At 73.5% G+C, this 17,912-nt stretch carries 17 protein-coding genes; 7 read left to right on the top strand and 10 right to left on the bottom strand.

What is annotated here, in order from left to right:
* The first annotated feature begins 33 nt into the window (after nucleotides 1-33).
* A complete protein-coding gene (locus ACIQRW_RS28020; protein WP_403765158.1) occupies nucleotides 34-1,026 on the top strand; it encodes an aldo/keto reductase in 993 nt (330 codons plus the stop codon).
* Nucleotides 1,027-1,098: 72 nt separating this feature from the next.
* On the opposite strand, the gene ACIQRW_RS28015 is transcribed toward ACIQRW_RS28020, so the two are convergent.
* The 4 genes from ACIQRW_RS28015 to ACIQRW_RS28000 all read right to left on the bottom strand — a co-directional run bounded on the left by ACIQRW_RS28015 (nucleotide 1,099) and on the right by ACIQRW_RS28000 (nucleotide 4,197).
* On the bottom strand, nucleotides 1,099-2,277 hold the full coding sequence (locus ACIQRW_RS28015; protein ID WP_403765156.1) for a serine/threonine-protein kinase: 1,179 nt from the start codon (nucleotides 2,275-2,277) through the stop codon (nucleotides 1,099-1,101).
* A gap of 266 nt (nucleotides 2,278-2,543) precedes the next feature.
* A complete protein-coding gene (locus ACIQRW_RS28010; RefSeq protein WP_403765154.1) occupies nucleotides 2,544-3,236 on the bottom strand; it encodes an HAD family hydrolase in 693 nt (230 codons plus the stop codon).
* Between the two features lie 37 nt (nucleotides 3,237-3,273).
* Nucleotides 3,274-3,783 carry an Lrp/AsnC family transcriptional regulator gene (locus ACIQRW_RS28005; RefSeq protein ID WP_274346065.1) on the bottom strand — a complete coding sequence of 170 codons (510 nt, stop codon included), beginning with the start codon at nucleotides 3,781-3,783 and terminating at the stop codon, nucleotides 3,274-3,276.
* Nucleotides 3,784-3,873: 90 nt separating this feature from the next.
* The gene (locus ACIQRW_RS28000; protein ID WP_403765152.1) at nucleotides 3,874-4,197 is read right to left on the bottom strand and encodes a hypothetical protein; all 324 of its coding nucleotides are present in this window, start codon (nucleotides 4,195-4,197) and stop codon (nucleotides 3,874-3,876) included.
* Between the two features lie 312 nt (nucleotides 4,198-4,509).
* Between ACIQRW_RS28000 and ACIQRW_RS27995 the strand changes: the two genes are divergently transcribed.
* Both ACIQRW_RS27995 and ACIQRW_RS27990 read left to right on the top strand, forming a co-directional pair.
* Nucleotides 4,510-6,021 (top strand): FUSC family protein, encoded by a 1,512-nt coding sequence (locus tag ACIQRW_RS27995; RefSeq protein WP_403765150.1) that lies wholly within the window; start codon nucleotides 4,510-4,512, stop codon nucleotides 6,019-6,021.
* Between the two features lie 119 nt (nucleotides 6,022-6,140).
* On the top strand, nucleotides 6,141-7,196 hold the full coding sequence (locus ACIQRW_RS27990; protein ID WP_403765148.1) for a lactonase family protein: 1,056 nt from the start codon (nucleotides 6,141-6,143) through the stop codon (nucleotides 7,194-7,196).
* Nucleotides 7,197-7,523: 327 nt separating this feature from the next.
* On the opposite strand, the gene ACIQRW_RS27985 is transcribed toward ACIQRW_RS27990, so the two are convergent.
* The 4 genes from ACIQRW_RS27985 to ACIQRW_RS27970 form a co-directional block, all read right to left on the bottom strand.
* Nucleotides 7,524-8,447: a sirohydrochlorin chelatase gene (locus ACIQRW_RS27985; protein ID WP_403765146.1), complete on the bottom strand. Its 924-nt coding sequence runs from the start codon at nucleotides 8,445-8,447 to the stop codon at nucleotides 7,524-7,526.
* A 165-nt stretch (nucleotides 8,448-8,612) separates the two neighbouring features.
* Complete coding sequence (locus ACIQRW_RS27980; RefSeq protein WP_403765144.1) at nucleotides 8,613-9,716, bottom strand: N-acetylglucosamine kinase; 1,104 nt, start codon at nucleotides 9,714-9,716, stop codon at nucleotides 8,613-8,615.
* Nucleotides 9,713-10,390 carry a uracil-DNA glycosylase gene (locus tag ACIQRW_RS27975; RefSeq protein ID WP_403765142.1) on the bottom strand — a complete coding sequence of 226 codons (678 nt, stop codon included), beginning with the start codon at nucleotides 10,388-10,390 and terminating at the stop codon, nucleotides 9,713-9,715. Before ACIQRW_RS27975 ends, ACIQRW_RS27980 begins: the two co-directional genes overlap by 4 nt.
* A 44-nt stretch (nucleotides 10,391-10,434) precedes the next feature.
* The gene (locus ACIQRW_RS27970) at nucleotides 10,435-11,520 is read right to left on the bottom strand and encodes a WD40/YVTN/BNR-like repeat-containing protein (protein ID WP_403765140.1); all 1,086 of its coding nucleotides are present in this window, start codon (nucleotides 11,518-11,520) and stop codon (nucleotides 10,435-10,437) included.
* 263 nt (nucleotides 11,521-11,783) lie between these two features.
* On the opposite strand from ACIQRW_RS27970, the gene ACIQRW_RS27965 reads away from it, so the two are divergent.
* The 3 genes from ACIQRW_RS27965 to ACIQRW_RS27955 all read left to right on the top strand — a co-directional run bounded on the left by ACIQRW_RS27965 (nucleotide 11,784) and on the right by ACIQRW_RS27955 (nucleotide 13,923).
* Nucleotides 11,784-12,500: a cupin domain-containing protein gene (locus tag ACIQRW_RS27965; RefSeq protein WP_403765138.1), complete on the top strand. Its 717-nt coding sequence runs from the start codon at nucleotides 11,784-11,786 to the stop codon at nucleotides 12,498-12,500.
* A gap of 151 nt (nucleotides 12,501-12,651) precedes the next feature.
* Complete coding sequence (locus ACIQRW_RS27960) at nucleotides 12,652-13,080, top strand: hypothetical protein (RefSeq protein WP_403765417.1); 429 nt, start codon at nucleotides 12,652-12,654, stop codon at nucleotides 13,078-13,080.
* A 111-nt stretch (nucleotides 13,081-13,191) separates the two neighbouring features.
* The gene (locus ACIQRW_RS27955; protein ID WP_403765136.1) at nucleotides 13,192-13,923 is read left to right on the top strand and encodes a class I SAM-dependent methyltransferase; all 732 of its coding nucleotides are present in this window, start codon (nucleotides 13,192-13,194) and stop codon (nucleotides 13,921-13,923) included.
* A 13-nt stretch (nucleotides 13,924-13,936) separates the two neighbouring features.
* On the opposite strand, the gene ACIQRW_RS27950 is transcribed toward ACIQRW_RS27955, so the two are convergent.
* A complete protein-coding gene (locus ACIQRW_RS27950; RefSeq protein ID WP_403765134.1) occupies nucleotides 13,937-15,316 on the bottom strand; it encodes an FAD-dependent oxidoreductase in 1,380 nt (459 codons plus the stop codon).
* A gap of 88 nt (nucleotides 15,317-15,404) precedes the next feature.
* Nucleotides 15,405-16,091: a DUF305 domain-containing protein gene (locus ACIQRW_RS27945; RefSeq protein WP_403765132.1), complete on the bottom strand. Its 687-nt coding sequence runs from the start codon at nucleotides 16,089-16,091 to the stop codon at nucleotides 15,405-15,407.
* Nucleotides 16,092-16,249: 158 nt separating this feature from the next.
* Between ACIQRW_RS27945 and ACIQRW_RS27940 the strand changes: the two genes are divergently transcribed.
* Nucleotides 16,250-17,743, top strand: coding sequence for an LVIVD repeat-containing protein (locus ACIQRW_RS27940; protein WP_403765130.1), 1,494 nt, complete (start codon nucleotides 16,250-16,252; stop codon nucleotides 17,741-17,743).
* The last annotated feature ends 169 nt before the right edge of the window (nucleotides 17,744-17,912 follow it).

Raw genomic sequence — 17,912 nt, 5'->3', positions numbered from 1 at the left:
GCCGTCCACCCTCCGACCCGAGAGCGGAATAGCATGATCCTCATGGAACAGCGCACACTCGGCAGGACCGGCCGTGACGTATCGGTCGTCGGACAGGGCACCTGGCAGCTCGGGGGCGACTGGGGCGAGGTCGCGGAGGACGACGCGTTCGGGGTTCTCGACGCGGCCGTCGCATCCGGCGTCACCTTCTTCGACACCGCGGACGTGTACGGGGACGGCCGCAGCGAACAGCTCATCGGGCGCTACCTCAAGAGCCGCCCCGACGCCGACGTCCTCGTCGCCACCAAGATGGGCCGCCGCGCGGACCAGATCGAGGAGAACTACGTCCTGGACAACTTCCGTACCTGGAACGACCGTTCCCGCACGAACCTCGGGACCGACACGCTCGACCTCGTACAACTGCACTGCCCGCCCGGCGGCGTCTACTCCTCCGACGCCGTCTACGACGCCCTGGACACCCTGGTCGCCGAGCAGCGGATCGCCGCCTACGCTGTAAGCGTCGAAACCTGCGCCGAGGCGCTGACCGCCATCGCGCGCCCGGGCGTCGCGAGCGTGCAGATCATCCTCAACCCGTTCCGCCTCAAGCCGCTGGACGAGGTGCTCCCGGCCGCCGCGGCGGCGGGCGTCGGCATCATCGCCCGGGTGCCGCTCGCCTCCGGCCTGCTCTCCGGCAAATACACCAAGGACACGGTCTTCGGCCCCGAGGACCACCGTACGTACAACCGGCACGGTGAAGCGTTCGACCGGGGCGAGACGTTCTCCGGCATCGACTACGCGACCGGCGTCGCCGCTGCCGCCGAGTTCGCCGAACTGGCCCCCGAGGGCGCCACCCCCGCGCAGACCGCGCTGCGCTGGATCACCCAGCAGCCGGGCGTGACCAGCGTGATCCCCGGCGCACGCTCGGTGGAACAGGCCCGCGCCAACGCGGCGGCGGCCGCCCTTCCACCGCTGCCGCAGTCCACGCTGGACGCGGTGCGGGACCTGTACGACCGGTCGATCCGCGCGGAGGTCCACGACCGCTGGTGACGGCGGGCGGGGCCGGAACGGGCGGGGCCGGAACGGGCAGGGCGCCAGCGGGCGAGGGGGAGCGGGCGGGACTCAGTCGTCCTGCTCGTCGTCCCCGCCCTGTCGGCCACCGTCCTGCTGGTCCTGCGGGTTCTGCCCGCCGCCGTCGCCGACGTCCTGCGAGGGGCCCGAGGACGGACTCTGATCCGGTGTTCCGGCCGAGCTGGAGTCCGGGGAGAAAAGGATCATTCCGAGATACACGGCGGCCAGGAACGTCGCCGTGCCCGCGATGAGGCTGGCCACCCTGGGCCGACGCCGTATCGCCTCACGGGTACTGCGACGACGGGCCGGAGCCGATCGGGCCGACGCCTGCCGTCTTCGCCCCGTGGGTCCCGGAAGCCGGTACGTCGTCGGGCCGACCGGCGCCGGCGGCCCGGCGGGGGAGGGCTTCGGGGCCATGGGGGCGGACGCCCGGTGGGACGTGGGCGTCTGCAGAGGGAGGGGCTCCGGCCGGCCGCGCCAGGCGTCGGTGCGGAACCAGTCGGAGACCTGCTGCGCGGTGGGCCGTTCCTCCGGCTGCTTGGCCAGCAGCCCGAGGAGATACGAGTCGAAGGCCGCGGAGATCTCCACGCCCCGCTGCCGCAGCGGGACCGGCGGGGTGTCGACATGCTGGTACAGCGTCGCGGTCGCCGTGTCGGAGCGGAACGGTGGCTGTCCGAGCAGCAGTTGATAGACGACGCAGCCCAGGGAGTACATGTCGGACGCGGAGTCGGCGGTACGTCCCAGCGCCCGCTCGGGGGCCAGGTAGAGGCTCGTACCGACGATGTGGCCGGCCGTCGTCAGCGCGGTCGAGGGGTCGTCGACGAACTGGGCGATCCCGAAGTCGCCGATCTTCACCGAACCGTCCGCGTCCAGCATCAGGTTGCCCGGCTTGATGTCGCGGTGGACGATGCCCTGACGGTGCGCGGCGGCCAGCCCGGCGGCCGCCTGGCCCGCGATCAGGGCGACCTGTTCGGGATGGACCCGCTCCTGGGCTGCCAGCAGGTCCCCGAGGCTCTGCCCCTCGACCAGCTCCATCACCAGGAAGAACCGGTCCTCCCAGGCCCCGAAGTCGAACACGGCCACCAGGTGCGGGTGGCTCAACCGGGCGGCGGTCTGCGCCTCCAGCCGGAAGCGGGCGGTCGACGAGGCGTCCGCCTGGTCCCCCAGCAGCAGCTTCACGGCCACGGAACGCCCCAGCACCTCGTCCGTGGCACGCCACACCTCGCCCATGCCGCCACGACCGATGGGGGATACCAATCGGTACCGACCAGCTACCAGCACCTGTACACCTGTCTCGAATTGTGGCCCGCTCCGGCTGCCGGGACCCGTGGTTCCCGGTCTCCGGCGCAGTCCGGGGCGGAGCGGCGAACGACATGATCAGGATATCGGTCCGGCGGAGCCCCGATGCCCCGACGGCCCTTTCGCCGGGCTCTGCTGACGGCCCGGTACCCCTCCGCGCCCGCCCCGGCGCCGGGAGCGCCCGCCGGACCCCCGCTTCAGCCGAGCAGCCGACGGTACGCGGCATCGGCCGTGAACGCGGACTGCCCGCCCCTGAAAAGGAGTTCGGCGGTCCCGAACGCCGGGTCGGACGCCGTCTCCGGCACATAGGGGACGGCGAAGCACCGCATGCCCGCCGTGTGCGCGGCCGCCGCTCCGGGAGGGGCGTCCTCCAGCACCACGCAGTCCGCCGGCTCCGCCCCCATGCGCCGGGCCGTCTCCAGGAACACGTCCGGCTCCGGCTTGCCGTGCGCGACCTCCTCGGCGGAGACGTACAGCGGGATGTACGCGTCGAGCCCGGTCACCGCGAGGACCGCCCCGATCGCGGCCCGGGACGAACCGGAGGCCACTGCCATCGGCACCCCGGCCGCGTACAGGCGCTCCACGAAGACCCGCATCTGCGGGAAGACCTCCGTCGACGCCCCGGCCAGCTCCAGATACAGGGCGTTCTTCCCGGCGAGCAACTCCTCGACCGGGGCGTCGATCCCGTACTCCGCGCGCAGGACCGTCAGCGTCTCCCGGGTGCCGATGCCGATGAACCGGGTGTGGGCCTCCCAGTCGAAGTCCCGCACCCCGTACCGGGCGAGCAGCCGGCGCCCCGCCTGGAAGTAGTTCGGCTCGCTGTCCACCAGCGTCCCGTCGAGATCGAAGATCACGTGGGGGCCGGGCGCGGCCACGGGGTGGGACGTCATGGCCCCAGCATGCCGCAGTCCGCGGCGGCGGGCCCGGTCACCCCCGACCGGGTGCGGGACCCGGCCGGTCCCGGTCGCCCGCCGCGCGCCCCACGGATTCCACCAGCGGCAGCACCCGGTGCGCCACACGTTCGCGGAGCGCCACATCGGTCCGGGTCCTGACGACCCCCGGCAGCTGGATCAGCCGTTGGATCACGTCCTCCAGATGCCCGGCGTCCCGGGCGACGACGCGGGTCAGCAGATCGCCCCCGCCCGTCGTCGAGAACGCCTCGATGATCTCGGGCACGGCCGCCAGGGCGTCGCCCACCTCGACCAGATGCCCCTGCGTGACCTCCAGGTGGACGAAGGCGAGCACGGGATGACCGAGCGCGGCGGGGGAGAGGGTCGGCCCGGTACCGGTGATCACCCCGTCGCGCTCCAGCCGGTCGAGCCGGGCCTGCAGCGTGCCGCGGGCCACGCCGAGGATGCGCGCGTACTCCCGGACGCTGGTGCGCGGCTGCTCGATCAGCAGGCGCAGGATCCGGGTGTCGAGAGCGTCCACCGCCATGATCCGCAGATCTCCTTCCGAGCCGTCCGGTGCGGCCCCGACTGTACCCAGGGCGAGGGCCCCGCGCCGCCGGGGCGGTACGACAGCGCCTCAGCCGTAGAACGACAGCAGCCAGGCCATCAGCACGGCCGTCAGGACGAACTGGGCCACGGCGGCGCCCCGGTACCGTCCCCAGCACAGCGCCAGCCCCACAGCCGCCGGCACGCCGCCGTACCCCGCCAGCTCCGTCACCGCGACGGTGGCTTCCTCGCCGTTGTGCGCGGCGGCCCAGCCGTTCATGCCGATCGCGAGCCAGGCGTGGCCGCCGACGAGCGCGTCGAGCGGCAGCAGAGCCAGGAACACCAGGAGGTTCGCCCCTCCGCTCCGCGGCTCGTGCCCCTCCCGGATCCCGTCCGCGCGCGTGTCCATGTCCATGTCGGCATCGTGCGCCGCCCGTCCCGTCCGGGGGATGAGTACGCGTACTCATCCCCCGCTCACTCCCCGAACCGGAGCCCAGCCGTCCGGTGCCTCCGTCCGCCGTGCGTGCGGTGGTGCCCGCCCCAGGTGGTCCGTTGGCACGCCGGTGGCTGATCGATCGCGATATCTGCTGGGCCATTGGTACATGGTTCTCCTCCCGGTTTGATCCAAGAGCCCGATAGATGCTGCAATGGATCCATCGATGGCGCTGCGGACTTCCGCGGCGCCTTTTTCATGCGAGTTCTGCGGAGACGCGGAAGGGGTGGAAGTGTGCTGAAAAGGGTGTTCGTGGCGCCGGACCCGGGGCGGGTGCGGCTGCGCTTCGCCGGCCGTGGCGTTCTCGGCATCAGCCTCGCGGTCGCGCTGTGCGGCCTCGCCGGGCACTCGCTCGTGGCGGCCATCACGGGCGGCCTCGCGGCGCTGCTCGCCCTGTTCACCGTGACCGACCCGACGGTGCGCGGTCAGGCGGTCACCACCGTCCTGCTCCCGGTCGTCGGTCTGCCCGTCCTCGCCGTCGCCGCCGTGCTGCACGACCAGCCGGTCGCCCGCGACCTGATCTTCCTCGCCGTGATGGGGGCGGGCGTGTACGCCCGGCGCTGGGGGCCGCGCGGGCACGCGCTGGGCGTCTTCGCGTTCATGATGCTGTTCGCCGCCCAGTTCCTGCACACCGTGCCCGGTCAGCTGCCCGAGCTGTACGTCGCCGTGCTGCTGTCCCTGGGCGCCTCGTCCGCCGTGCGCTTCGGCCTGTGGTGCTACGAGCGGCGGCTGCCCGTCGCGGCCGCGCCCGCTCCCCCGGAGGGCCCGGGCCCGCTGCGCATCACCACCCGGCAGGCCGTCCAGGCCACCCTGGGCGGGGCCTTCGCGCTGGGCCTGGGGCAGATCCTGTCCGACCAGCGGTGGTACTGGGCCGTGGGAGCCACCTGGTGGGTCTTCGTGAACACCACCTCGCGCGGCGAGACGCTCGTACGGGGCTTCCGGCGGGTCCTGGGCACCGTGATCGGCATCGTCGCGGGCTTCGCCGTGGCCATCCCGCTCGACGGCGCGGGAGCCCCGACCGCCGCCATCGTCGCGGTCAGCGTCTTCGGCATCTTCTACACGGCGGCGGTCTCGTACAGCTGGATGATGTTCTTCGTGACGGTGATGGCCGGCATGCTCTACGGGGCGCTGGGCGTCCTGGACGCCGCCCTGCTCTGGCTGCGCGTCGCGGAGACCGCCGTCGGCTCCCTCGGCGCGGTGCTCGCCGTGCTGCTGGTCCTCCCCGTCACCACCCACGCCATCACCGACGCGTGGATCCAGAAGGCCCTGCGGTGCGTCCACGCCTGCACGGCGGAGGCCGCCGACCGGCTCGCCGGCTCGACGCTCGCCGACCCCGGCCCCCGCGTCGCCGAACTGGAGGTGCTGCTCGGCCGGGTCCGGCTCTCGCTCGCGCCGCTGGTGCACCCCCTGAGCCCGCTGCCGGCCCGCAAAGCGCGCGCCCGGCAGGTGCTCGCGCTGTTGGACGACTGCGTGACCGAGGTCCGGGGCCTGGCCTCGATCGCCGCCGACCCGGACGCCTCGCACGACGCGCGGCTGTCGGCCGCGTGCTCCCGCGTCGAGGCGGCCGTCGAGGCGCTCACCGCACCCGAAGGCTCCCGCGGCTTTCACCTGCCCGAGCTGCCCGGGGCCGCCGCGGACCCGGCCCTGGCCCATCTGCACGGCCTGGAGCGGGCACTCGCCGCGCTGGCGGCACCGCTCCAGGGCCGGGGCGGCCGGACACCGGCCGTGGCGCCCGAACCGGCCTGACCGCGGAGCCGCGGGCCCGCGCCCGCCGATTCCTTCCGGCCGCATTGGTCTGGACCGCAGGGGGGTGCCTGCTACCGTCGGCCGTGAAGATCGCGGCGACGGTGAAGAGGGGTAGCGCGATGATCGGCAACAGCGCCGGGCGGGCATTCGTAGGGTCGTTCACCTCGGCGGGCGGGCGCGGGATCACCGCCGCCGCCGTGGACCGGGACACCGGTGCGCTGACGGTGCTGGGGTCCACGGACGCCGTGCCCGACCCCTCGTTCCTCACGGTCGGCCCGGGCGGCACGGCTCTGTACGCGGTCGGCGAGAGCACCCCCGGCGTCGCCGCCGCCTTCGCCCTCGACAGCGACGTGCCGGCTCTCCTGGGTCCCGTCCGCGCCGTCGACGGCGATGCGCCCACCCACCTCGCGCTCGCCGGGAACCACCTGGTCACGGCCAACTACACCTCCGGCGGCGTCACCGCCCTGCCGGTCCTCGCCGACGGCTCGCTCGGAGCGGCGGCCTCGGTGCTTCAGCACGAGGGCAACGGCCCGGACACCGGCCGCCAGGAGGCCCCCCACGCCCACCAGGTGCTCGCCGACCCCTCGGGGAACTGGGTGGTCAGCGTGGACCTCGGCACCGACTCGGTACGCGTCTGCGCCCTGGACCCCGTCACCGGCGCCCTGCGCCTGCACAGCGAGACGGCCCTGCGCCCCGGCACCGGTCCGCGCCATCTGGCCTTCCACCCCTCGGGCTCGCTCGCCTACGTCCTGGGCGAGCTGGAGCCGACGCTCACCGTGTGCCGCTGGGACGCGGCTGCGGGCCGTCTCGACGTGCTCGGCGAGACACCGGTGCTTCCCGAGCACGAGGCGGCCGACGACGCGGCGCGCACCTACCCGTCCGAGGTGGTCGTCGCGCACGACGGGCGCTTCCTGTGGACCGCCAACCGGGGCCACGACAGCATCTCCGTGCTCACCCTCGACGAGAGCGGCGAGAAGGCGGCCCTGGTGGCCACCGTCGGCTGCGGCGGCCGCTGGCCGCGCGACCTCACCCTCGGCCCGAGCGGCCAGTGGCTGTACGCGGCCAACGAGCACTCCGGGAACGTCAGCTGGTTCGCCGTGGACGCCGAGACGGGTGTCCCGCGGCACGCGGGCTCCGTCGAGGTTCCCGCGGCCTCCTGCGTCGTCCTCGTCTGACAGCGGTCATTCCCGGGGCAGCACGTCCGGCAGCGGTCGCCCCCGGACGGTCGCGTCCGACAGCGGCCGCCCCCCCGGACAGGGGGGGGGGGGGGGGGGGGGGGGGGGGGGGGGGGGGGGGGGGGGGCGGGGCGGGGCGGGGGGGGGGGGGGCGGGGGGGGGGGGGGGGCGGCCCGCGGGGGGGGGGGGGGCCCGGCGCCCCCCCCCCCCGCGCCCCGCGCCCCCCCCCCCCCGCGCCGGCCCCCCCCCCCCCCCCCCCCGCCCCCCCCCCCCCCCCGCCGCGCTGTCCGGCTTCCCGAGCCGCCGCCCCACGGCGACGGCGTCCGGTCAGTGAGCCTGAGCTCCCTGCGGCGTCGCCGGCGTGATGCCCAGCGTCGTGGCGTACAGGGACAGCACGAGCTTGCCGATCGCCGGGTAGGCGCCCAGCGGCTCGGCCGTCGCGCAGCCCGCCTCCTTCGCGGCGGCGTCCAGCAGGCCGGGGTCGACCTCCGGGCCCACCAGGTACGGCGCCAGGGCCAGCTGCGCGGAGCCGGAGCCCTGCAACTGCTCCGCGATCGAGGCGACCGAGCCCTCCACGTCCAGCGCGGCGGCCATCACCGGCACAGCGAGCCGGGCGGCCAGCAGCATGCCGGTGATCCCGGCGGCCCGCACGGCCTCCTCGCCACCCACGGTGACCAGCACGATGCCGTCGGCGGCGGTGGCCACGGTGAACAGCCTGGCGCGGTCGGCGCGCGCCAGCCCGGCCTCCGACAGCCGTACGTGCAGGGCCTCGGCGAGCAGCGGGTGCGGGCCGAGCACATCGGTCAGCTCGGCCTGCGTACCGCTGTCCATCACGGCCTGCCGTATCCGTCGGATCAGCGCGCTGTCGGGACCCGCGAGCAGCGGGACCACGACGGCGGGCGGACCCGCGGGCTCGGCGACCTCGCGGCCGACGGCGACGGCCTGCTCGAAGCGCGCGACGCGCTCGGCGGCGGTGTGGGCGAGAACGGTGGCAAGGGTCGGGTACTCGGCATCGTCGCCGTCGAGGTAGCCGATCCGGGCGTTGAGGCCGGGCAGCTCGGAACGGGCGATGCTGATCACCTCTTCGGCCAGGCCGCGCGTGGCCGAGGAGGGGGTACCGGGAACGGCGAGAACGAGCGCGGCAGCGCCCTCGGGTGCGACCACGGGCTCCGGGCGGCGGTGCCGTCCGGACTGGCGAGGTCGCGGCATTCGTACAGGCAGGCCGGAAGCGGGCCCAGTGGGGGTGCTCATGGCGCCGCATGCTACTGGTTTTGCCTGCCCCTCTGTTCGGGGAGGGTCCGGTCGAGCGTTAACTATCCGCTTATGTCCGATGAGTGACGTACCACCGGAGTGTCCCTGTCTGTCGGGTCGTTGTTCCGCCGCCCTCCGATCCGGCTCCCCTTCGTCCGCCGGCCGTCACCCCGTACGGGGCTCCTCGCGCACCGTCGTTCCGCCGGGCTGTCCGCTCCCGTGCTCCTGGGGCACGAACAGCATCGTCGGGTGGAGCGGCAGGCGCAGATCCCCGGCAGCCAGGGCTCGCGCGATCCGGAGTGCGCCGGTCAGCGGATCGCCCGCCGCCGAGGTCACCCGGGCCCTCGGCAACAGCCGTGCCAGCTCCTCGCGCACGGGTGCCATCAGGGGCTCGCCCATCTTGAACAAGCCACCCGTCAGAGCCACTTCACCACCTTCGCCGTCCTCGACTTCCGGCCCGGCGGACGTCGGGCACACAGCCGCCGCGGCCTCGGCGATATGACCGGCGGCCTGCCGAAGAATGTCGGCGGCCACCGGATCCGCTCCGGCGCACGCCGCCACCTCCGGGGCGAACGAGGCCAGCACGGCCGGCCGGTCGGAGCGCGGATAGAGCAGCCCGGGCAGCGCCTCGGCCGGTCCGAACACGGCCCGCACCCGGTCCAGCAGGGCGGGGGAGCCGCCACGCCGCCCGTCATGGGCCCGCATCGCCGCGTCCAGTCCGGCACGGCCGATCCACGCACCGCCGCCACTGTCACCCAGAAGGTGACCCCACCCGTCGGCCCTGTGCCACTCCGTCAGGTCCGTACCGAGGGCGATCATGCCCGTGCCGCCCGCGACGACCGCCCCCGGGCGCTGTCCCACCGCGCCCGCGTAGGCCGTCACCGCGTCGGCGGCCAGCGCCAGCCGGCGCACCCCCAGCGCGTCCGCGAGCGCGCCGGGCAGCTCCGACCGCAACCGATCGCCGAGCGTGGCCATGCCGGCGGCCCCGATCGCCAGCGCCGCGACCCCGCCCGTCGGGGCGCCGTCGGTCGCGGAGGCGGACGCCCGGTCCAGCAACTCCCGGGCCGCGGGCAGCAACTGGTCCAGCAGATGCCCGGCGTCGATGCCGCCGGGCCCCGTCCGCACCGGCTCCGCGCAGAGCGTCGTCGAGTCAGGCCCGGGCAGCTCCACCCGGCCGAGCGCCACCCGCAGACCGGAGCCGCCGGAGTCCACCCCGAGGACGTACGCGCCGGGTCCGGCCGCGTCGGGCGCCGCCGGGGGACGGGTCACGGAAGCCGCCAGTCCACAGGCTGCGCCCCCTGGCGCTCCAGCAGTTCGTTGACGCGGCTGAACGGCCGCGAGCCGAAGAAGCCCCGGTCGGCGGACATGGGGGAGGGGTGCGAGGACTCGATCGCGGGGAAGTCGCCCAACTGCGGGAGCAGATTGCGGGCGTCGCGCCCCCACAGGACCGACACCAGGGGCGTGCCCCGGGCGACCAGCGCCTTGATGGCCTGCTCGGTCACCTCTTCCCAGCCCTTGCCCCGGTGGGCGGCGGGCCGCCGCGGCGCGGTGGTCAGCGCCCTGTTGAGCAGCAGCACCCCCTGCCGCGTCCAGGGTGTGAGATCGCCGTTGGACGGCCTGGGCAGCCCCAGGTCCGCGTGCAGCTCCCGGAAGATGTTCTCCAGACTGCCCGGCAGCGGCCGGACGTCGGGCGCCACCGCGAAGCTCAGCCCGATCGCGTGCCCCGGGGTGGGATACGGATCCTGGCCGACGACCAGCACTCTCACCTCCTCGAACGGCTGCTGGAACGCCCGCAGTACATGAGCCCCCGAGGGCAGGTACGTGCGTCCCGCGGCGATCTCCGCGCGGAGGAAGTCGCCCATAGCGGCGACGCGTTCGGCGACGGGTTCGAGGGCGTCCGCCCACCCCGGCTCGATGATCTCTTTCAACGGTCGTGCTGCCACGGCCCGCACTCTACTGCTGATACGACCACTCCGATCAACTGCCGTCAGCCGAGCGCCACCGCGCGCACGCACAGGACGTCCGGCAGATGCGACGCGAGCTGCCGCCAGCTGTCGCCGTCGTCCGCGCTGGCGTACAACTCGCCGTTGCGGTTGCCGAAGTAGACCCCGGCGGGGTCCGCGTCGTCGGTGCACAGCGCGTCCCGCAGCACCGTGCCGTAGTGCGCCCCGTCCGGCAGGCCCTCCGTGAGCGGCTCCCAGGTGCGCCCCGCGTCGGTCGTGCGGAACACCCGGCAGCGGTGCTCCGCCGGGACCCGGTCGGCGTCGGCGTTGATCGGGAAGACGTACGCCGTGTCGCCGCGGTGCGGGTGCGCGACGGCGGCGAACCCGAAGTCGGAGGGCAGGCCCGCGCCGATGTCGCTCCAGTGGTCGCCGGAGTCGTCGCTGCGGAACACGCCCCAGTGGTTCTGCAGATAGAGCCGGTCCGGGTCGGCCGCGTCCCGGGTGACCTTGTGCACGCACTGGCCGAACTCCGGGTCCGGATCCGGGAGGAAGACCGCGGAGACGCCCTTGTTCGACGGGGCCCAGCTCGCACCCCCGTCCTTGGTCCGGAACACGCCGGCCGTCGACACGGCCACGGTCACGGCCTTGGCGTCCCGGGGGTCGGTCAGGACGGTGTGCAGCCCCTCGCCGCCGCCGCCCGGCTCCCACCGCGAGCGGGTCGGGTGCTCCCAGAGCGGCCGGACCAGCTCGAACGACTCGCCCCGGTCCTCGGAACGGAACAGCGCGGCCGGCTCCGTGCCCGCGTAGACCACGTCCGGCGCCTCGGGTCCTGCCGGGTGCAGCTGCCAGACGCGCTCCAGCGACGCCCCGGTGGACTTGGGGAACTTCACCGCGGGCTGTCGCGGCTCGGTCCAGGTCTCGCCCAGGTCGTCGGAGTGGAAGACGGAAGGCCCCCAGTGCGCGCTGTCCCCGCCGACCAGGATCCTGGGGGTGTCCCCCCGGGTGTCCACGGCGACCGAGTAGATCGCCTGCGCGTTGAAGTGCGGGCCCGTGATCTCCCAGGTCCCCCCGTGTCTGCGGCCGATGAAGAGACCCTTGCGGGTGCCTGCGGTGAGCAATACGCCGGTCATGGTCCTGGACCTCCCGAAACGCCGTTGTGTCGGAACAGTGCCAGTTTGCACCCGCCCACTGACAGTGGCCCCCGTACACGCCCGCCGCCCCGGTCGCGTCGGTGTGGCCCCCGTCCGGGCGGCCGACGGGCGGGGGCCGTGCCCTTGACCGGCGTCCCGCGGCGGCCCTAGCGTTCAGCTGCCGTAGAAAGCGCTTGCGGGCGGCCGGTGCGGTGTGTTCGCGCAGGCCGTGCGCCCCGTGCCGCCGAGACCCAGGAGCCCCCGTGGTGACTTTCGAAGGACTGCCCGGCGCCGTCGCCGTCTCGCACTTGAGCGTCTACGACTGGCCCGCCGCCGACGGGTTGCGCGGGGGCACCCCGCATCTGCACCTGACCTGCTCGGAGGGGTACGTCGTGGTCGGCGGCAGCGGTTCCGTGCAGACCCTCACGGCCTCCGGATTCCTGGAGACCCCGCTGACACCGGGCGCGCTCGTGTGGTTCACCCCGGGCGCCGTGCATCGGCTGGTCAACGAGGACGCGTTGCGTGTCATCGTGCTCATGCAGAACAGCGGGCTGCCCGAGGCTGGCGACGCCGTGCTGACCCTGCCGCCCCGCTGTCTCGCGGACCCGGAGGTCTACCGCACGGCGGCGACGCTGCCCGTGGACGCCGGGGAGGCCGTGCAGGAGCGGGCCGCGCGGGCCCGGCGCGATCTCGCCGTGGAGGGGTTCCTGGTGCTGCGCGAGGCCGTGGAGGACGGCGACCCGGAACCGCTGGCCGCGTTCCACCGTGCTGCTGCCGCGCTGGTCCGTCCCCGGACGCCCGAGTGGCGCAGCCGCTGGGAGCAGGGAGCCGCCACGGCCGCCGCCGCCACCGCCGGCCAGCTCGACGCGTTGGACCGGGGCGAGGCCGGCCACCTCGCCGACGCCCGCGTCCACGCCGAACGGCCCTCGGCGCGCGGCAGATTCGGCATGTGCGGCCGCCTGGACGTCTACCGGAGCTGAGAGCCGCTCCACCAGTGTCCCCCCGGCACACACCACGCCCCCGCCCCGCTCGCGCCTCCCGCTGCCTGGTGCTGACATGCTGGCGGGGGCCGGACGACGGCCGGACGGCGGTCTGGACACGGCCGGGGACAGGGACACCGAGGAGACGACGATGGGCAGCGGGATCACGGACGCCGACGGCCACCCCGTGCCGGTCACGGTCGCCGCGGGGGAGCCCGCGCCGGTCACGGTCACCGCGGGGGAGCCCGGCCCCCGCGTCTCCATCCGGCTCTCGCCCCCGACCGGCGAGCTCGTCTGGTCCTGCACCTCCGGGGCGGCCCGCGAGCTGGCCGCCGTACTCCTCCGGGCGGCCGAGGAGGCCGAGAACGCGCCGGGGGAGCGTCCCGTCACGGTCGAGGCGGGCGAACTGCGCCGCGGCGACGTGCGCGACGGCGACCGGTCCATGACCGTGGAGAGCGCCCGGACCGACGGCTCCACGGTCCACGTCACCTGGAAGTCCGGGGCCGGCCGCAGCTGGACCCAGGCGTACGCCGCCGATACCGCCATCACCCTCAAGCGGCGACTTTCCGAAGGACGTTGACGCTTCCGCCCCGCCAGGCCCCGCCCGTGCCCCCGCCGGGCCTCCACCCGTGCCCCCACCCGGCGCCCGACCGGCCGCGGCGGGTGCGCCGCGTCGGTAGGGTGGCCCGTGATGTTCACCAAACAGGGCCCCACCGTGCGCGAACTGGCCGTTCAGGCGCTTTCCTCGACCGAGCGCGGATACGACCTCCTCGCCCCGAAGTTCGACCGGACGCCCTACCGCACCCCTGACCGCGTGCTCGACGCCGTCACCCGGGCGGTACGCGAGCTCGGACCCTTCGACACCGGACTCGACGTCTGCTGCGGCACCGGCGCGGGAATCGGCGTGCTCCGGCAGCTGTGCCGGGAGCGTGCGGTCGGCGTCGACTTCAGCGCGGGCATGCTCGCCGAGGCGCGTGCCGCCTTCCCGCCCGGGAGCGAGGGGCCGGCGGTGCACTGGGTGCGGGCCGACGCCCGCTCCCTGCCCTTCGCGCCCGCCTTCGATCTCGCCCTGAGCTTCGGCGCGTTCGGCCACTTCCTGCCCGCCGAACGCTTCGGCCTCTTCGCCGAGGTGTACGGCTCGCTGCGGCCGGGCGGGCAGTTCGTCTTCCCGATCGGCGCACCGCCCCCGGTGGGATCGCGCGCCTACTGGTCGCTGTTCGGCTTCGACGCGGCGATGCGGGTGCGCAACGCCCTGTGGCGCCCGCGGTTCGTCATGTACTACCGCACGTTCCCGCTCGGCGACGTGCTGGAGGACCTGACGCAGGCCGGATTCGCCGTGCGGCTGCTCCCGCTGACCGAGCTGGGCCAGCGCCCCGACGGCAGCCCTCGCGCCCGGCTGGTGGTGGCGGCCCGGGAGGGATGACGCGGGCAGCTGCTCAGCGGTCCCTGTCCCGGGCCGCCGCCAGCAACCCGGTCCAGTCAGGGATCTTCACCGGGCCGCGCCCCAGCGATCGGCCCAGCTCCGCCTCCGCACGCTCGATCGACAGCCAGCCGGACCACTCCACCGGCCGCAGCCCCCACTCCCGCAGCACGGCCAGCGGATCGTCCACCGCCGCGCGGCTCCTCAGCGCGGCCGCGTCCTCCAGGAGCGAGGCCACCGTCTCCTTGGCGCAGGAGCGGTTCGAACCGATCACCCCGGTCGGCCCCCGCTTGATCCACCCCGCCACATACTCGCCCGGCGCCGGCGTCCCGTCCCGCAGTACCCGGCCCGCCGCGTGCGGCACTGTGCCGCGCACCGGATCGAAGGGCAGTCCCGGCAGCTCCACCCCCCGATAGCCGACCGCCCGCAGGACCAGTTGCGCCTCGACATCCTCGTACGCGCCGGTGTCCCGGACCCCGCCCCCGCTGTCCGGAGCCGTCCGGGCGAACCGCACCCCGGCTACCCGCCCGTCGCGCTCCAGCAGCTTCACCGGCCGCAGGAAGAACCGCAGCCGGATGCGGCGCCCGGCGTCGGCCGCCGCCGGTTCCCCGGCCGCCGACCAGCCGCGCAGGACCTCCAGGTTCCGCCGCACCACGGCGGGCAGCGGCAGCGATCCGGGCAGGCCGTCCGGAGCGGCGTACGCGGGGTCGAGCGCGAGTCCAGTCGGGTCGACGACGACCCGTGCACCGGGCAGCGCCCCCAGTTCCCTCAGCTCCTTGGTGGTGAACCGGGCCTGGGAGGGGCCCCGGCGGCCCACGATGTGCACGTCGCGCACCCGGCTGTCCTCCAGTGCGCTGAGCGCCGCGCGGGGCACGTCGGTGGCCCGTAGTTCGTCGGCGCCGCGGGCCAGGATCCGGGCCACGTCGACCGCCACGTTGCCCACGCCGATCACGACGGCCGAGCGGGCGTCCAGGACGAACGGGTCGGCGCCGACGTCCGGATGGGCGCTGTACCAGGAGACGAAGCGGGTGGCGGAGTAGCTGCCCGGCAGCCCCTCGCCCGGCACCGCGAGCGTCCGGTCGGCCGATGCCCCGACGCAGTAGACGACCGCGTGGTAAAGGTCCGCGAGCCGGGCGGGGGAGACCCCTTCCGCCCCGCCGACGCCGACGTTGCCCACGAAGGTGACCCGGTCGTCTTCCAGGACCGTCCGCAGACTGTTCTGCAGCGACTTGATCTTCTCGTGGTCGGGGGCCACCCCGTACCGCACGAGTCCGTACGGGGTGGGCAGCCGGTCCAGGACGTGCACGCGCACATCGGGCACGAGCGACTGCTGGAGCAGGGCCTGAGCGGTGTAGACCCCGCTGGGACCGGAACCGACGACGGCGACGGAGAGCACGGCGCACCTCTTCCCGGAGGTTCCCTCCAGGATGGCACCGCCGGGCCGATTCGCACCGCCCGGTGCACGGGGCGTTCGGCCGAGTGGCTCAGTCCATCAGCCCGCGCATCCGGTTGATCTCCACGGTCTGCTGGGCGACCACGTCGCTCGCCATCTCCTCGACGATGACGTCGTTCCCTTCGGTGAGCGCCTCCGTGGCCATGGTGATCGCTCCCTGGTGGTGGGTGACCATCAGCTCCAGGAAGAGCTTGTCGAAGGCCTTGCCCTCGGCGGCGCGCAACGTGTCAAGCTGGGCATCGGTCGCCATGCCGGGCATCGTGGTGTGGTCGTGGCGCTCCTTGCGCCGGTCGCCGCCGTTCTTCTGCAGCCACCCCTTCATCGCGCCGATCTCCGGCTTCTGGCCTGCCGATATGCGATCCGCGAGCCGTTTGACGGTGTCGGCGGAGGCCCGTTCCGGGACCAGCCCGGTCATCACGATCGCCTGGCCGTGATGCTCGATCATCATCCGCGCGTAGCGGAAGTCGGCGGAGTTGGCGGTGTCCTGACCGGCCTCCTTGACGGCCTCCTCGGCGGAGATCGTCCGGGCGGGCTCGCCCGGACTGCCGGGCGCGACCACACCCGGACCCGCGTCGTCGGCCTTGTCCGACCGTCCGTCACCGCTGCCCGCGTCACAGGCCCCCAGGACGAGCACGGCGGCAACGGCCGCCGCCGCGAGAGCGGTTGAGCGCAGAGTCGCGGACCGGCGATGGATCAACACGGTGACCTCCTGTGCCACATGGTTTTGTTGCAGACCGTCCTAACACGCTTCCACCGTGCGAAGATCAAAAACTTTTATTACGTCTGTGTTGCCATCTGTTGATGTGTACATGAGAGAGACGATACTGCCGGGGGTTCATGAACCGTTCGAACCCGAACGGAGACAAGGAGGACGCAGTGACCTCGTTGCGCACCACCCGCGTGCGGCGCAGACGTCTGGGCGCGGTGGCAGCCGCAGCCGGACTCCTCGCCACGCTGCTGACGGCCACCACGGCGGCCGCTACCCCCGACCCGGGCGATGCCCCGGCCGAGCGCGGTTCCGTCACCAAGAGCGAGCAGGCCGAGGCCAGGGCCGCGATAACCCGTGGTGACATACCCGGCGTGGACGAGATCGTCCACAGCTCCAACATCAAGCACCTGACGAACGTGCCGAAGGGCGCCCTCAAGGGCCACAACACGGACCTCGCCTTCCAGGGGAAGTACGCGTACGTCGGCAACTACGACGGCTTCGTCATCTACGACATCAGCAAGCCGAAGAAGCCGAAGACCGTCGCGCAGGTCCTCTGCCCCGGTTCGCAGAACGACATCTCGGTCTCCGGGAACCTGCTGTTCCTGTCGACGGACTCCTCGCGCAGCGACGACTCCTGTTCCAGCACCTCCCAGCCCGCCACGGAGAAGTCCTCCTGGGAGGGCATGAAGATCTTCGACATCAGCAACAAGCGGCAGCCGAAGTACATCGCCGCCGTGGAGACCGCCTGCGGTTCCCACACGCACACGCTGGTGCCGGACGGCAAGAAGAACGTGTACGTGTACGTCTCCTCGTACGCGCCCGACGAGACGTTCCCGGACTGCAAGCCGCCGCACGACGGGATCTCCGTCATCAAGGTGCCGGTCAAGGCGCCCCAGAAGGCCCGGATCGTGAACTTCCCGGTGCTCTTCCCGGACGGCGGCAACCCCGGTGCGCCGGAGAACCCGGGTGTCTCCAAGACGACCGGCTGCCACGACATCACGGTGCTGCCGTCCAAGGACCTCGCCGCCGGCGCCTGCATGGGTGACGGTCTGCTGTTCTCCATCGAGGACCCGGAGCACCCGAAGATCATCGACCGTGTCCAGGACAACGTGAACTTCGCGTTCTGGCACTCGGCGACCTTCAACCAGGGTGCGAACAAGGTCGTCTTCACCGACGAGCTCGGTGGCGGCGGCGCGGCCACCTGCAACGCGGAGATCGGGCCCGAACGGGGCGCCGACGGCATCTACGACATCGTCGGCAAGGGCGACCAGCGCAAGCTGGTCTTCCGCAGCTACTTCAAGATCGACCGGCACCAGGCCGACGCCGAGGTCTGTGTCGCGCACAACGGCTCGATCATCCCGGTGAAGGGCCGCGACCTGATGGTCCAGGCCTGGTACCAGGGCGGCATCTCCGTATGGGACTTCACCAACTCCTCCAAGCCCAAGGAGATCGCCTTCTTCGAGCGCGGCCCGGTCACGCTCGACCAGGTCACCATGGCCGGCTCCTGGTCGGCGTACTACTACAACGGCCACATCTACTCCAGCGACATCGCCAAGGGCTTCGACGTGCTGAAGCTGGAGGACCGGCGCACCGACCCGGCCGAGCGGGTCGAGCTGGACGAGCTCAACGCCCAGACGCAGCCGGACTACTTCGACCGCTGATCCGTCAGGGTCCCGCGGTCCTGTAGTTCCCACGTTCGGGGCCGGTGTGTGGGGGGGGGGGGCCCGCCCCGGCCACAACGGCCCCGGGGGGGGTTGGCGCCCGCGCATGAATTTGCCCAAAGCACGGGGGGGCCCCGCGGGGTACCCGGGCCCGGCGGAACCCCAAACC

Origin of the sequence: Streptomyces sp. NPDC091287 (genome assembly GCF_044768525.1) — a bacterium.
GTDB lineage: Bacteria > Actinomycetota > Actinomycetes > Streptomycetales > Streptomycetaceae > Streptomyces.
Note: the sequence above shows the minus strand (reverse complement) of the source record. Positions and strands in the feature narration are given on the sequence as shown.

Coding starts and splice junctions, on each gene's coding strand:
- ACIQRW_RS28010 (WP_403765154.1), bottom strand. CDS start 3,236: ATGACGTCCCACCCCGTGGCCGCGCCCGGCCCCCACGTGATCTTCGAT.
- ACIQRW_RS27955 (WP_403765136.1), top strand. CDS start 13,192: ATGTTCACCAAACAGGGCCCCACCGTGCGCGAACTGGCCGTTCAGGCG.
- ACIQRW_RS28000 (WP_403765152.1), bottom strand. CDS start 4,197: ATGGACATGGACACGCGCGCGGACGGGATCCGGGAGGGGCACGAGCCG.
- ACIQRW_RS27985 (WP_403765146.1), bottom strand. CDS start 8,447: ATGAGCACCCCCACTGGGCCCGCTTCCGGCCTGCCTGTACGAATGCCG.
- ACIQRW_RS27970 (WP_403765140.1), bottom strand. CDS start 11,520: ATGACCGGCGTATTGCTCACCGCAGGCACCCGCAAGGGTCTCTTCATC.
- ACIQRW_RS27960 (WP_403765417.1), top strand. CDS start 12,652: ATGGGCAGCGGGATCACGGACGCCGACGGCCACCCCGTGCCGGTCACG.
- ACIQRW_RS28005 (WP_274346065.1), bottom strand. CDS start 3,783: ATGGCGGTGGACGCTCTCGACACCCGGATCCTGCGCCTGCTGATCGAG.
- ACIQRW_RS28020 (WP_403765158.1), top strand. CDS start 34: ATGATCCTCATGGAACAGCGCACACTCGGCAGGACCGGCCGTGACGTA.
- ACIQRW_RS28015 (WP_403765156.1), bottom strand. CDS start 2,277: ATGGGCGAGGTGTGGCGTGCCACGGACGAGGTGCTGGGGCGTTCCGTG.
- ACIQRW_RS27990 (WP_403765148.1), top strand. CDS start 6,141: ATGATCGGCAACAGCGCCGGGCGGGCATTCGTAGGGTCGTTCACCTCG.